Genomic DNA, 13,879 nt, shown 5'->3' with positions numbered 1-13,879 from the left:
AGGGGTGGCCCGCCCGCGGCGGGCGGGCCACCCGGCCGACAGCGGTGGTCACATACATCATCAGGCGTCTGATCGGCGCCGTCGCCATGCTGATCGTGATCAGCATGGTCACGTTCGGCATCTTCTTCGTGGTGCCGCAATGGGCGGGGGCGACACCCGAGGCCCTCGCCTCGCGTTACGTCGGGCGCGCGGCCACGCCGGAGACCGTGGCCCTGATCGCGGAGCGGCTCGGCTTCAACGACCCGGTGGTCGTGCAGTACGGCAGGTTCGTCAAGGGCCTGGTCGCGGGCGCCGAGTACGACTACGGCGCCGGCGTCGAGCAGTGCCCCGCGCCCTGCTTCGGCTACTCCTTCATCAGCGGGCAGCCCGTCTGGCCGGACCTGGTCGACCGCATGCCGGTGACCTTCTCCCTGGCCATCGGCGCCGCGATCCTGTGGGTGCTGGCCGGCATCAGCGTGGGCGTGCTGTCCGCGCTGCGCAGAGGCAGCTTCTTCGACCGGCTCTCGATGGGCACCGCCCTGGCCGGCGTGTCCCTGCCGATCTTCTTCACCGGCATGATCTCCCTGGTCGTCTTCAGCTACGGCCTGGGCTGGACACCGCCCGGCGGCGCCTGGACGGACTTCACCGTCAACCCCGCGCAGTGGGCCTACAACCTGCTGCTGCCGTGGATCACGCTGGCGTTCCTGTTCGCCGCCACCTACGCGCGGCTGACCCGCGCGGGCATGCTGGAGACGATGGGCGAGGACTACATCCGCACCGCCAGGGCCAAGGGCCTGCGCGAGAACCAGGTCGTGGTCAGACACGGCCTGCGCGCCGCGCTCACTCCGCTCCTGACCCTGTTCGGCATCGACTTCGGCCTGCTCATCGGCGGCGCCGTCCTCACCGAGACCACCTATACTCTGCCCGGGCTGGGCCAGTTCGCCATCCTGGCCATCAGGAACCAGGACCTGCCCCAGGTCATGGGCGTCGTGCTCGTCGCCGCCGGATTCGTGGTCGTCGCGAGCCTGGTCGTCGACCTCCTGTACGCCGTGGTCGACCCGAGGGTGAGGCTTTCGTGAACTTCCTTGACGTCAAGGACCTGAAAATCCACTTCCCGACCGACGACGGCCTGGTCAGGTCCGTCGACGGGCTGTCGTTCGGCCTCGAACGCGGCAAGACCCTCGGCATCGTCGGCGAGTCGGGCTCCGGCAAGAGCGTCACCAGCCTCGGCATCCTGGGCCTGCACAAGGGCGGCCGGGCCAGGCTGTCGGGGGAGATCTGGCTCGACGGCGAGGAGCTCATCGGCGCCTCCTCCGAGCACGTGCGGCGGCTGCGCGGCAAGAAGATGGCGATGATCTTCCAGGATCCGCTGTCGTCGATGCACCCGTTCTACACGGTCGGCCACCAGATCATCGAGGCGTACCGCATCCACAACGACGTCTCCAAGCAGGTCGCCCGCAAGCACGCCATCGACATGCTCGGCCGCGTCGGCATCCCCGAGCCGGCCAGGCGCGTCGACAGCTACCCGCACGAGTTCTCCGGCGGCATGCGCCAGCGCGCCATGATCGCCATGGCGCTGTCGTGCGACCCCGAGCTGCTCATCGCCGACGAGCCCACCACGGCCCTCGACGTGACCGTGCAGGCCCAGATCCTCGACCTCATGCGCGACCTGCAGCGCGAGTTCAACTCGGCGCTCATCATCATCACGCACGACCTGGGCGTGGTGGCCGAGCTGTCCGACGACATCCTCGTCATGTACGGCGGCAAGTGCGTCGAGTACGGCACCACCGAGGACATCTTCTACCGGCCCGAGCACCCCTACACCTGGGGCCTGCTGGGCTCCATGCCGCGCCTGGACCGCGAGCCCACCGAACGGCTCCTGCCGATCAAGGGCTCGCCGCCGTCCCTGATCAACGTGCCGCCCGGCTGCGCCTTCCATCCCCGCTGCCCGTACGCCGAGCGCACCAAGGGCAAGGCGGACACCGAGGTCCCCGCCCTGGCCGAGACCGAGGGCGGCCATCTGGTGCGCTGCCACCTGGACCGCGCCGAACGGCAGAGCCTGTGGGAGAACGAGATCAAGCCTGTGCTGGAGACCCAGTGAGTGACAACGAGCCGCTTCTGTCCGTACGGGACATGGAGAAGCACTTCCCCGTGACCAAGGGCCTGTTCAAGAAACAGGTCGGCGCCGTCAAGGCGGTCGACGGGATCAGCTTCGACGTCTTCAAGGGCGAGACGCTCGGTCTCGTGGGCGAGTCGGGCTGCGGCAAGTCCACCACGGGGCGGCTGGTGACCCGGCTGCTGGAGCCGACCGGTGGCAAGGTCGTCTTCGAGGGCGAGGACATCACGCACATGAGCCAGGGCCGGCTCCGGCCGCTCCGGCGCGACATGCAGATGATCTTCCAGGACCCGTACTCGTCGCTCAACCCCCGCCACACCGTCGGGGCCATCGTCGGCGCGCCGTTCCGGATCCAGGGCATCAAGACCGAGCAGGGCACCAAGAAGGCCGTCCAGGAGATCCTGGAGCTGGTCGGGCTCAGCCCCGAGCACTACAACCGCTACCCGCACGAGTTCTCCGGCGGCCAGCGGCAGCGCATCGGCATCGCCCGCACGCTCGCGCTCAAGCCCAAGCTGATCATCGCCGACGAGCCGGTCTCCGCGCTCGACGTCTCCATCCAGGCCCAGGTCGTCAACCTGCTGGAAGACCTGCAGAACGAGTTGGACCTGACCTACGTCGTCATCGCCCACGACCTGTCGGTGGTGCGGCACATCAGCGACCGGGTGGCCGTCATGTACCTCGGCAAGATCGTCGAGGTCGCCGACCGCAAGAGCCTGTACTCCGTGCCCATGCACCCGTACACCAACGCCCTGCTGTCGGCCGTGCCGGTGCCCGACCCGAAGGCGCGCAAGGAGCGCGAGCGCATCCGGCTGACCGGCGACGTGCCCAGCCCGCTCAACCCGCCGCCCGCCTGCCGCTTCCACACCCGCTGCTGGAAGGCGCAGGAGATCTGCCGGAAGGTCGAGCCGCCGCTGGCGGAGCTGGCCACCGGCCACCAGGTGGCCTGCCACTTCCCGGAGAACGCCCCCGACCAGACGCCGGCGCCCGCCGCCACGGCCGGCTGACCCGCGCGGGCACGATCGCGGCGGCCGCCCGGCCCCTCCGGGCGGCCGCCGCGTCATGCCCGCCGTCTCATGCCCACCCCGCCGTCTCACGCCCGCCGTCTCAGGCCCGGCGCGTCATGCCGGCCTCAGGCCCGGCGCGTCATGCCGGCCGTCTCAGGAGATGGCGCCGGGCGTGATCAGCCCCGTCTCGTACGCCAGCACCACGGCCTGCACCCGATCGCGCAGCCCCAGCTTGGTCAGCACGTTGCCGACGTGCGTCTTGACCGTCGTCTCGCTCACCACCAGCTTGGCCGCGATCTCCGCGTTGGACATGCCCTTGGCGATCAGCCGCAGCACCTCCAGCTCCCGCTCGGTCAGCCGGTCGAGCCGCGCGGGCGCCGCCTGCTCGTAGGCCGACGGCAGCCGGGTGGCGAACCGGTCCAGCAGCCGCCGCGTCACGCTCGGCGCCACGATCGCGTCGCCCGCCGCCACCACCCGGATCGCCTGCACCAGCTCGTCGGGCGGCACGTCCTTCAGCAGGAACCCCGACGCCCCCGACCGCAGCGCCTCCACGATGTACTCGTCGAGGTCGAACGTCGTCAGCACCAGCACCTTCGGCACGTGCGCCGACGGGGCCGCCTCCCGCACGATCCGGCGGGTCGCCTCGATGCCGTCGACCCCGGGCATCCGGATGTCCATCAGCACCACATCGGGCAGCAGCGCCCTGGTCTGCTCCTGCGCGTCCTTGCCGTCCCCGGCCTGGCCCACCACCGTGATGTCCGGCTCGGCCTCCAGGATCAGGCGGAATCCGGTACGCAGCAGCGGCTGGTCGTCCACCAGCAGCACTCTGATCGTCATTGGCCGTCCTTCAACGGGAACCTCGCCCGCACTTCGAAACCGCCCCCCGGTAGCGGACCGATGCTGAGGATTCCACCATAGAGGGCCACGCGCTCGCGAATCCCCACCAAGCCATGCCCCGGCGGCCGGGACCTGCCCCCGCCGGCCTCCACATCCCCGTCCGGCCCCGCCGCCGCACCCTTCGCGCCGGCCCGGCCGTCGGCTCTCCCCTCGGCCCTCGCACCGGCTCGCGCGTCCGCCTTCGTGCCGGTCCTCGGCTCCGCCTTCGCGCCGGCTCGCGCGTCCGCCTTCGCGTCGCCGCGGGCGTCGGCCATGCCCCGGCCGTCGTCCGCCACCCGGACGTCCAGCTCGTGCGGCCCGTGCCGGACCGTCACCACCGCCTCCGCCCCGGGCCCGGCGTGCCGCAGGCTGTTGGTCAGCCCCTCCTGGACCAGCCGGTAGGCGGCCAGGTCCACCCCCGCCGGCAGCGGCACCGGCTCGCCCTCCACCCGCAGCCGGATCGGCAGCCCCGCCTCCCGCATCTGCTCCACCAGCGCCGGCAGGTCCCGCACCCCCGGCTGCGGCCCCAGCTCGGCCCGCGCGTCCGTGCGCAGCACGCCCACGATGTTGCGCATCTCCGTCATCGCCAGCCGGCCGGTGTGCTCGATCGCCGACAACGCCTCGCGCGCCAGCTCCGGGTCCGAGGCCAGCACCCGCCGCGCCGCCGCGGCCTGCACCGTCATCACGCTCACGTGGTGGGCGACCACGTCGTGCAGCTCACGGGCGATCCTGGAGCGCTCCTCCGCCCTGGCCGCCCGCGTGTCCGCCGCACGCGCCCGCTCCAGCCGCGCCGCCCGGTCCTTCAGCTCCTCCAGGTACGCCCGGCGCAACCGCAGGCTGCGCCCGGCCCCCCACACGGACACCAGCACCACGGCCACGACGATGTACTCGTTCCAGCCCACCCCCCTGACGGGCCCCGCGACGGCGCCCACCACGTAGGCCGCCAGCGACAGCACCAGCGCCGCCAGCGCGAGCGCCAGCCCCCGGTAGGAGGCCACGGAGTACAGGAGCACCATGCCCGACAGCGCCGCCATGCCCGTGCCGTAGCCCAGCACGTTGAGCAGCGTCTGCGGCACCAGCCCCGCGCACAGCGCCCCCAGCGGCCAGCGGCGGCGCACCGCGATCGGCGCGCACGCACCCACCAGCAGCAGCGCGCCGAACGCGTCGGGCTGGCGCAGGCCCTCGATCGTCAGGCCGTCGGCCCGCAGGCGGTCGGGCCCGTAGAGGACGAACAGCACCACGGAGGCCGTGGCCACCACCCCGGCGAACACCGTGTCGTGGAGCCTGCTCCGATCTATGCGCACCGCTTCACTGTAAGACCAGGTGAAATCCCGCAACCTCCTCCCTCGGGAGGATCTGACCCCTCGCGGGGACGACGGGTCAGAGCTCGTCGGTGGCCGAGCGGCGGCTGCCGCGCAACGTGTCGCCCGGCTGCCGGTCGGGCACCGGCGGGGGAGTGCCGCCGAACTCCGGGCACAGCGCCTGATGGTCGCACCAGTCGCACAGCCGGCTCCGGCGCGCCCGCCACTCGCCCGTCTCCAGCGAGCGCTCGATCGCCGCCCACAGCGCCATCACCTTGCGCTCGGTGGCCAGCAGGTCGGCCTCGTCGGGCGCGTAGCGCAGCACCTCGCCCTGCCCGCCCAGATAGACCAGCTGCAGCAGCCGCGGCACGCTGCCGCGCAGCCGCCACAGCACCAGCGCGTAGAACTTCATCTGGAACAGCGCCTTGGCCTCGAAGTCGGGGCCCGGCGCGCTGCCGGTCTTGTAGTCGACCACCCGGACCTCGCCGGTCGGCGCCACGTCGAGCCGGTCGACGTAACCCCGCAGCATCAGCCCGCCGTCGAGCACCGCCTCCACGTAGAGCTCCCGCTCGGCCGGCTCCAGCCGGGTCGGGTCCTCCAGCGTGAAGTAGCGCCGCAGCATCTCCCGCGCCTGCCCCAGCCACTGCGCCTGCTCCGCCTCGTCGGCGAACATCCCCGCGTAGAGCGGCTCGTCGGCCAGCAGCCGCTCCCACTGCGGGCCGAGCAGCTCCAGCGCCGCCTCCACCGAGCGGCGCGGCGCCGGCAGGTCGTAGAGGCGCTCCAGCACCGCGTGGACCACCGTGCCGCGCACCGCCGCCTGGGAGGGCTTCTCGGGAAGCTGGTCGATCACGCGGAAGCGGTAGAGCAGCGGACACGTCATGAAATCGCCCGCCCGGGACGGGGAGAGAGCTCCGATGATCACCGGCTCGGTCAACGTCATGCACCGCACTCTAGGTCAAGCTCCCGACAGAATAACGCCCGCGGGACGAGGATCACGTGATCCGGCGCGTAGCATCAAGGCAGCAACAGCACGTAATGGACGTACAAGGAGTACGGTGAGCGAGCAGAGCCCGCGGCAGGAGTTCTCCGGTCTTCGGATGGGCAAGCCCTTCGGCATTCCGGTCTACGTCTCCTGGACGTGGTTCATCGTGGCGGCCTTCATCACCATGATGTTCGGGCCGCAGGTGCGGCAGATGCTGCCCGAACTCGACAGCGCCGTCGCCTACGCCGTGGCGTTCGTCTTCGCGGTGCTGCTGTACGTGTCGGTGCTGCTGCACGAGCTGGCCCACAGCGTGCTGGCCAAGGCCTACGGCCTGCCGGTGCGCCGGATCACCCTCTACCTGCTCGGCGGCGTCTCCGAGATCGAGAAGGAGCCGCCCACCCCGGGCAAGGAGTTCATGGTCGCCGCCGCCGGCCCGGTGCTCTCGCTCGGGCTCGGCGGGCTCGGCCTGGCCGCCGACGTCTACCTCATCAACGACGGCGGCATCCCCGAGGTGCTGATCTGGCAGCTGTGGGTGGCCAACCTCATCGTCGGCGTGTTCAACCTGCTGCCGGGCCTGCCGCTCGACGGCGGCAGGATGCTGCGCGCCGGCGTGTGGAAGCTGACCAAGAACCCCGGCTCCGGCACCGTCGTGGCCGCCTGGGGCGGGCGGGCGCTGGCCGTCTTCCTGGTCGCCATGCCCATCGCCACCGCCTTCTCCGGCGGCCGGGAGCTGGACATCGCCGACCTGGTCTGGCCGCTGGTGCTGGCCTCGTTCATCTGGATGGGGGCCAGCCAGTCGCTGCGGGTGGCCAAGATCCGCGCCAGGATGCCGCAGGTCAACGCGCGCTCGCTGGCGCGCCGGGCGATCCCGGTGACGTCGGAGACGCCGCTGTCGGAGGCGCTGCGGCAGGCCACCGAGAGCCGGGCGGGCGCCCTCGTCGTCGTCGACCACGACGGCAAGCCGCTGGCCATCGTCAGCGAGCCCGCCGTCGAGGCCACCCCGCAGCACCGCCGCCCCTGGGTCAACGTCGCCTCCGTCGCCAAGTCGCTCGGGCCCGGCATGGTGCTCGCGGCCGACCTGACGGGGGAGGCGCTCATCGAGGCCATGCGCGAGGCGCCCGGCAGCGAATACCTGCTCGTCGAGCACGGCGGGCAGATCTACGGGGTGCTCTCCACCGCCGATGTGAACAGGGTTTTCAGCGGCGTCTGATTTGTCCCACTCGTTTAAGGGGCGGCCCCTCGATAGGGTCGTGTCCAGCAGTTTCGGGTGGCCGGAGCCGATCCCCCCGTGCGATTTCATCGATGCCATGACTGGCCGATAGTGTGCTGTTTGGCCAAACTTGCACAGTTAAGGGGTTTGTTGCGGTCCACCGGTTCACCGAATCGAGACGAGGGGCCCGCGACACCGCCTCGTCGTCTGGGTATGCGTATGGCTGGTGGCCGGCACGGCAGTGCGGGTGCCGTAACAACGCCGGCTTCCGGGGAGGAGAGTTGAGTGACCGAGCGCAGCGAGGGCACCCATGAGCGCAGCACGGTCGTCATGAGGGAGGACGCATGAGCGACCAAGGCTTCGGAGTGGTGCGTCCGCTTCCTGGAGACGGGCTGGTCGCCTACGTCGGCGGGCTGCTGCTGGTGTGCGACGCGGGCGAGGCCGCCGCCGACGACCTGCTCGAGGCGCTGCGCGAGACGGCCGCGTCCGGCGGCGACGGCCGCGCCCTGGCCCGCCGCGCCGCCCAGGTGCTGGCCGCCAACATGGCCGGCGACCCGGTCACCTGCGCCGTCGCGGGCCCCGTCGGCGGCGGCGTCGCCGTCCTGGTCAGCGGCTCGGCCTCGGCCGCCGTCGCCACCCCCGGCGGCGAGACCCGGCTGGCCGGCAGCGACTCGCTCACCTGGGCCGACCGGCTCGTCAACGGCCCCGTCGAGCGCGTCGAGCTCAGCCTGCCCGGCGCCGGCAGCCCTCACCCCGCGGTCCGCTTCGACGGCGGCGTCGTCCACGGCGGCGGCCTGGCCGGCGACTTCACCGACCGGCCCGCGGCCCCCGCGCCGGCCCCTTCCCGGCCGCTGACGAGCGAGATGCCGGCCACGGGCGTCCACCTGGAGCCCGACCTCATCCAGCCGCCCGCCCAGCAGCCGGCCCAGCAGCCGGCCCCGCCGCCCGCGCAGCAGTCCGTCGAGCGTCCCCCCTACCCGATGCCCGACCAGCCGCCGATCGTGCCGGGCCCGCCCTCCGGCCCCCAGCCCGCGCCCCCCGCCGAGGCGCCCTCCTACCACACCCCGCCGGAGCCGCCCCCCTACCACCCGCCGCAGGATTCCCCTTACCAGGACTCCCCCTACCACGAATCCGGCTACCAGGAATCCCCTTACCAGGAGGGCCCCTACCAGCCCGCGCAGGAGCCCCCGCACCTGCCCGAGCAGCACTACTCCTCCTACGACGAGCCGCAGCCCGCCGGCAACGGCCTCGCCGAGCAACCGGCCCAGCAGCACCTGGGCCCGCCCGACCCCTACGACCAGCCCGCGCCGCCCGTGCTCGGCCCGCCCGACCAGTTCGACCACCCCGGGCCGCCGCAGCAGGAGCAGCAGGGCGACCACGGCGACCGGCCGCTCGTCTACGGCGTCGACTGCAAGAACGACCACTTCAACGACCCCCGCGTGCCCTACTGCGCGGTCTGCGGCATCGCCCTGGTGCAGCGCACCCTCGTCCCCTACAAGGGCCCGCGCCCCTCGCTCGGCGTCCTCGTCCTCGACGACGGCACGGCGCTGCCCCTGGAGAGCGACTACCTGCTGGGCCGCGACCCGGAGCGGGCGCCCGAGGTGGCCGGCGGCACCGCCAGGCCCGCCAAGGTGACCAGCCCCGACGGATCGGTCTCGCGCAGGCACCTGCGGGTGGCGCTCGACGGATGGGACGTCAACCTGGTGGACCTGGGCTCGGTCAACGGCACCCAGATCCAGCCGCCCGGCGACCCCAACTTCTACGACATCCCGCCCAACGAGCCCGTGACGATCGCCCCCGGCACCACGGTGCGCGTGGGCGTCTCCCGCACGCTCCGCTTCGAGGCGCACCGGGGCTAGCACCCCCGGCCACCGCCCGCGCCCCCGGCACCGCTCCGGGGGCGCGGGCGTCCGCGCTTTCCCGCCCTCCCGGACGCGGCCCCTCCCGGATGCGGCCCCTCCCGGACACGGCGGGGCGGTCAGCGGCCGGTCGCGGAAGGCCGGAGGAACTCGCGGGCGCCGCGCAGGCGGGTGTGCAGCCGCCGCTGGGTCGCCGAGCAGTCCAGGCGCACCTCCAGCGGCCCCGGCACCCGGGCGGCGGCGCGGCTCCCCGGTCGCAGGCGGGTCTCGTCGAGGCCGTGGTGGCGGGCGATGAGCAGGCCCAGCTCGTAGCGGCTCACCGCGTCCGCGCCGGCCGCGTGCAGCACCCCCGGCAACCCCCGCGCCGCCACCTCCAGCAGCGCCGCCGCCAGGTCGGAGACGTGCACGGGGCAGCGCACGTCATCGGTGAACAGCACCCCCGCGCGGTCCCCCGAGGCCAGCGAGCGCACCAGCTCCTCGTGAGCCGACCGGCCGTGCCCGACGATCAGCGACGTCCTGACGACCGCGGCGTCCGGCAGCACGGCCCGCGCGACGGTCTCGGCCGCCGCCTTGGCCGCGCCGTACGGACTCACCGGATCCGGCGCGCACGTCTCGCCGTAGCCAGCCGCGGCCCCGGAGAAGACGGCGTCGCTGGACACCTGCACCAGCCGCCCGCCCAGCCGCGCGACGGCCAGGGCCACGTGCGCGGCGCCGTCGGCGGTGGCGGCCCAGCCGGCCTGCCGGTACGCGGCGTTGATCGTCACCTCCGGCCCGAACGCGCCGAGCACGGCGGCCACCTCCTCACGCCCGCGCACGTCCAGCCGCAGCCACCGCGCCGCGCCGGGTTCGCCGGGGCGGGTCAGGTAGGTCGCGCCCACCTCGTGGCCCGCCGCCGCGCACAGCCGTACGAGCTCGCCGCCCAGGAACCCGCTCCCACCCACGATGAGCACCTTCACGCCCGGCCACGCTACTCCCACCGGCCCCGCCCCGCCCCTCCCTGCCTGGTCCTGCGCGGCGCCGCATGGACCCGCAGCCCGGCCTCGCCTGGGTCCCGGCACCGCCCACACCTCCGCCTGGGCCTGCCCGGGCCCGCCTGGAGCGGCCACGCTGCCCCGCCGGCCCGGCTGGCCCGCCCGGTTCTGCCTGGTACCGCCTAGTTCAGCCCGGAACCTGACGGGCTCGTGGTGAGTGCGTTAGATCGTCCCGTCGCGCACGGAAAAGGGCAGGCATATGCCCATTAGGGGTAGTTAGGTGATGAATGCGTGGAAATTGTCGGTCGTTTTCCCGGCTCATCACCCATCTAGTCGAAAAGGTGGCATATCCGTCAGAAGGGTGCCTGGTCGTGTGGCCCGAGGGCCGTCCGGGGGGGCGGATGTTCCACGAGCGCGTTCCAGGGGCGGGCTGTCCGTGAGAGCGCATCCGTGCAGGCAGGCCACGGCTGGGACGGCCGCCACCGGGCCGGATCGGCAAGCGGGGACGGGCTCCGGGGAGCCTGGCCCGCCGCTCGCGGGGGCCGGCGGGCGGCGGGGGAGAGGAGAGCCGCGGGCGGGCGGCGGAGGCCGTATTACCCCCCTGTTGTGGAATGCCGAGAATGTCGCCCGCCATTCGATGAATGGCGAATCCCTGCCGGAAAGGGCGGCGGAGAACCCGGCCACGAAGCAGCCGAGCCGTGAAATCCGCCCCCGGTCCGGACGTCCCATTCCCGTGATCCGGCCCGCCTCGAAAGCGCCGGATCAGGGCGAGGCCGGTCGGAAAGCCCGTACGCCACGTAACAGGCGCACCGCCGCCTCCAGCCCGTTCGCCGCCTCCAGCGCCCGCCCCGCCGCCGTGGCGAAGCGGCCGAGCAGATGCTCGTCGCCGTCGCAGAACGCCCGCCCCGCGACCCAGACGAACGTCTGGTCCCAGACCGCCGCCGGCACGGGCGCCGCCAGGAACCCCGGCTCGCCCACCGAGGCGTCCCGGGCCAGCCGCACCGTCGCCGAGGAGGCGGCCAGTTCCTTCAGCACCCCCGACTCGGCCAGCCACCGGCGCAGGCGCAGCGGGTCGCCCGGCGGGGCGTGCACGTGGACCGGGACCGCCTCCTGGCGCAGCGGATCGACGCGCACGAACCCCGCGTAGCCGGTGCCCGCGACGGCGGCGGCGGTACGCGCCAGCCGGTCGGTCAGGCCCACGGCCTCCAGGCAGGAGAACGAAGCGAGAAGTTCACGCATGGCGACATCGACACGGTTGTATGGCATCGCGGTGATCCCCTCGGAGCGGAGGGCGCGAGATCGCGCAGCCCGATCGCGCGAAGCTCGCCTGCGGGTGCCCTGACTATCGCCCCCGACGCGGCCCTTGACTAGCCCTCAACAGGAAATCAGGATTTTTGCCAATTTCGGGCAGCCTCCTGACCCCCGCCGCGCCCGCCCGTACCGTCTCGGACCGGGCTCAGTGGCGCTCACCGCCCGTACCGTCTCGGGCCGGGCGCAGCACCGCTCACCGCCCGTACCGTCTCAGGCCGGGCGCAGCAGCGCCCACTGCACGTCGTCGGAGCGCGTGCCGTCCGGCCGCGGGAACAGCTCCCGCTGCACGCCCTCCCTGCGGAACCCCGCCCGCTCCAGCACCGCGTGCGAGGCGGTGTTGCCCGCGTCGGTGCCGGCCACGATCCGGTGCAGGCTCGTGTTCGCGAACGCCCACCCCACCAGCAGTCGCACCGCCCGCGTCATGAACCCCCTGCCGCGGAAGGCCGGCAGCAGCGAGTAGCCGATCATCGCCTGCCCCAGCACCGGCGTCACCTGCATGAGCTGCACGTGCCCAGCGAACGCCCCCGAGGCCGCGTCCCTGATCGCCAGCTCCACCCGCTGCCCCGAGGCCCACCAGTAGCCGGTGTAGCGGCAGCGCCGCTCGTCGTCCTCCAGCGTGGCCGGCGGCGTCAGCGAGTACGCCGCCACGCTCGGCTCGGCCATCATCCGGTGGTAGTCGCCGGCGTCCTCCGGCGCCATCGGCACCAGCCGCACCACGCCGTCGCCCAGCTCGCCGCCGGCGAAGAACGGCAGGTAGGGCTCCTCCGCCGGCGTCCCCTCGCCCCGCAGCCTGGCGAACAGCACGTAGTCGGCCCAGCGCCCGTCCCGCAGCCGCCTGGCCTCCCGCCTGCGCCCCTCCTCGCGAAAGCCCGCCTTGTACGCCACCCGCAGGCTCGCCACGTTCTCCACCTCGGCCTGCAGCTCGACCCTGCGCAGCCCGTGGTCGAACAGCCAGTCCGTCACCCCCCGCGCCGCCGTCGCCGCCACGCCCCTGCCGCGCGCCCACGGCGCCACGATGTAGCCCACGCTCACCACGTTCCAGGCGTCGGGAGGCGAGACCCACAGCAGGCCGCAGGGCCGCCCGTCCTCGACGATCGCGAACTGCGCCCCGCCTGCCTCCCACCGCCGCCCGGCCCTGTCCAGGTAGGCGAGGGCATGGTCATGCTCGTACGGGTGAGGCAGCGCGGGGAAGAACCGGGCCGTCACCGGATCGCCGCACATCGCCACGATCGCCTCGGCGTCCTCCTTCGCCAGGGGCCGCAGGATCAGGGAACCGGTCAAGATCACGTCACGCGGGAGCATCCCCCATAGATATCGCGCGTCCGGACGCGCTCAAAAGCCCTATACCCTTGCCGCCATGGGTTTCCGCAGGCATGGGCCATTTCAGGCAGGGGATCAGGTGCAGCTCACCGACCCCAAGAACAAGCGCCACACGATCACGCTCAAGGAGGACGGCGTCTTCCACACCCACAAGGGCGCCATCCCCCACAGCGACCTGATCGGGCAGCCTGAAGGCTCCGTCGTGCGCTCCTCCGGCGGCACCCAGTACCTCGCCTTCCGCCACCTCCTCCAGGACTACACCCTCGCGATGCCGCGCGGCGCGGCCGTCATCTACCCCAAGGACGCCTCGATGATCGTCGGCATGGCCGACATCTTCCCCGGCGCCCGCGTCATCGAGGCCGGCGTCGGCTCCGGCGCGCTGACCTGCTTCCTGCTGCGCGCCGTCGGCCCCGAGGGGCACGTCACCTCCTACGAGCGGCGCGAGGACTTCGCCGACGTGGCCCGCAAGAACGTCGAGAAGTTCTACGGCGGGCCCATGGAAGACAACTGGCGCCTGGTCGTCGGCGACCTGGTCGCCTCGATCGACGAAACCGACGTCGACCGCGTCATCCTCGACATGCTCGCCCCGTGGGAGTGCGTCGACGCCGCCGCCAAGGCGCTCACGCCCGGCGGCGTGATCTGCTGCTACGTGGCCACGACCACGCAGATGTCCAAGACCGTCGAGGCCATTCGCGATCACGGGTGTTTCACCGAGCCGCAGGCGTGGGAGACCCTGGTTCGCGACTGGCATGTCGAAGGGCTCGCCGTGCGGCCCGATCACCGGATGATCGGCCACACCGGGTTCCTCGTCACCGCCCGGCGCATGGCCGACGGCGTGACCCCGCCGCCGCGCCGCCGACGACCGAAGGGGACGACTGAAGAACTATGACAATTTGGCCACGAGGGTGCGTTGGTGCGTGACACGGGAACAGACCGCCGTGTTCATATGC

At 72.6% G+C, this 13,879-nt stretch carries 12 protein-coding genes; 6 read left to right on the top strand and 6 right to left on the bottom strand.

The genetic code is table 11. The features are described 5' to 3' along the window. Positions 1-44 precede the first annotated feature (44 nt). Genes IO39_RS25355 through IO39_RS25345 form a run of 3 tightly spaced genes read left to right on the top strand, consistent with a single transcriptional unit; the run spans position 45 to position 3,099 of the window. The gene (locus tag IO39_RS25355; protein ID WP_043627952.1) at positions 45-1,058 is read left to right on the top strand and encodes an ABC transporter permease; all 1,014 of its coding nucleotides are present in this window, start codon (positions 45-47) and stop codon (positions 1,056-1,058) included. Then, complete coding sequence (locus IO39_RS25350) at positions 1,055-2,080, top strand: ABC transporter ATP-binding protein (protein ID WP_043627950.1); 1,026 nt, start codon at positions 1,055-1,057, stop codon at positions 2,078-2,080. Before IO39_RS25355 ends, IO39_RS25350 begins: the two co-directional genes overlap by 4 nt. 32 nt (positions 2,081-2,112) lie before the next feature. After that, positions 2,113-3,099: an ABC transporter ATP-binding protein gene (locus IO39_RS25345; RefSeq protein ID WP_245642241.1), complete on the top strand. Its 987-nt coding sequence runs from the start codon at positions 2,113-2,115 to the stop codon at positions 3,097-3,099. 153 nt (positions 3,100-3,252) lie between these two features. Here the strand turns inward: IO39_RS25345 and IO39_RS25340 are convergent, their stop codons facing one another. The 3 genes from IO39_RS25340 to IO39_RS25330 form a co-directional block, all read right to left on the bottom strand. Further along, positions 3,253-3,936 carry a response regulator gene (locus IO39_RS25340; protein WP_043627946.1) on the bottom strand — a complete coding sequence of 228 codons (684 nt, stop codon included), beginning with the start codon at positions 3,934-3,936 and terminating at the stop codon, positions 3,253-3,255. Further along, entirely contained in the window at positions 3,933-5,279 is a 1,347-nt protein-coding gene (locus tag IO39_RS25335; RefSeq protein WP_043627944.1) for a sensor histidine kinase, read from the bottom strand. Before IO39_RS25335 ends, IO39_RS25340 begins: the two co-directional genes overlap by 4 nt. 76 nt (positions 5,280-5,355) lie before the next feature. Beyond that, entirely contained in the window at positions 5,356-6,216 is an 861-nt protein-coding gene (locus tag IO39_RS25330; RefSeq protein ID WP_043627943.1) for a RecB family exonuclease, read from the bottom strand. A gap of 115 nt (positions 6,217-6,331) precedes the next feature. Here IO39_RS25330 and IO39_RS25325 point away from each other — a divergent pair, with 115 nt between their 5' ends. Next, the gene (locus tag IO39_RS25325) at positions 6,332-7,468 is read left to right on the top strand and encodes a site-2 protease family protein (RefSeq protein ID WP_084773469.1); all 1,137 of its coding nucleotides are present in this window, start codon (positions 6,332-6,334) and stop codon (positions 7,466-7,468) included. Positions 7,469-7,812: 344 nt separating this feature from the next. After that, entirely contained in the window at positions 7,813-9,327 is a 1,515-nt protein-coding gene (locus IO39_RS25320; protein WP_043627939.1) for an FHA domain-containing protein, read from the top strand. A gap of 119 nt (positions 9,328-9,446) precedes the next feature. Here IO39_RS25320 and IO39_RS25315 read toward each other — a convergent pair whose 3' ends face one another. From IO39_RS25315 to IO39_RS25305, 3 genes are all read right to left on the bottom strand, one after another. Then, the gene (locus tag IO39_RS25315; RefSeq protein WP_043627937.1) at positions 9,447-10,283 is read right to left on the bottom strand and encodes an SDR family oxidoreductase; all 837 of its coding nucleotides are present in this window, start codon (positions 10,281-10,283) and stop codon (positions 9,447-9,449) included. A gap of 777 nt (positions 10,284-11,060) precedes the next feature. After that, positions 11,061-11,537 (bottom strand): hypothetical protein, encoded by a 477-nt coding sequence (locus tag IO39_RS25310; RefSeq protein ID WP_157548882.1) that lies wholly within the window; start codon positions 11,535-11,537, stop codon positions 11,061-11,063. Positions 11,538-11,819: 282 nt separating this feature from the next. Next, entirely contained in the window at positions 11,820-12,911 is a 1,092-nt protein-coding gene (locus IO39_RS25305; RefSeq protein ID WP_043627932.1) for a GNAT family N-acetyltransferase, read from the bottom strand. Positions 12,912-12,966: 55 nt separating this feature from the next. Here IO39_RS25305 and IO39_RS25300 point away from each other — a divergent pair, with 55 nt between their 5' ends. Further along, complete coding sequence (locus IO39_RS25300) at positions 12,967-13,818, top strand: tRNA (adenine-N1)-methyltransferase (RefSeq protein WP_043627930.1); 852 nt, start codon at positions 12,967-12,969, stop codon at positions 13,816-13,818. Positions 13,819-13,879: the final 61 nt, after the last annotated feature.

Source organism: Nonomuraea candida (genome assembly GCF_000725485.1).
Lineage (GTDB): Bacteria > Actinomycetota > Actinomycetes > Streptosporangiales > Streptosporangiaceae > Nonomuraea > Nonomuraea candida.
This window is presented reverse-complemented; position numbering and strand designations above follow the sequence as displayed.

Coding starts and splice junctions, on each gene's coding strand:
- IO39_RS25310 (WP_157548882.1), bottom strand. CDS start 11,537: ATGCGTGAACTTCTCGCTTCGTTCTCCTGCCTGGAGGCCGTGGGCCTG.
- IO39_RS25345 (WP_245642241.1), top strand. CDS start 2,113: ATGGAGAAGCACTTCCCCGTGACCAAGGGCCTGTTCAAGAAACAGGTC.
- IO39_RS25320 (WP_043627939.1), top strand. CDS start 7,813: ATGAGCGACCAAGGCTTCGGAGTGGTGCGTCCGCTTCCTGGAGACGGG.
- IO39_RS25340 (WP_043627946.1), bottom strand. CDS start 3,936: ATGACGATCAGAGTGCTGCTGGTGGACGACCAGCCGCTGCTGCGTACC.
- IO39_RS25305 (WP_043627932.1), bottom strand. CDS start 12,911: ATGCTCCCGCGTGACGTGATCTTGACCGGTTCCCTGATCCTGCGGCCC.
- IO39_RS25330 (WP_043627943.1), bottom strand. CDS start 6,216: ATGACGTTGACCGAGCCGGTGATCATCGGAGCTCTCTCCCCGTCCCGG.
- IO39_RS25300 (WP_043627930.1), top strand. CDS start 12,967: ATGGGTTTCCGCAGGCATGGGCCATTTCAGGCAGGGGATCAGGTGCAG.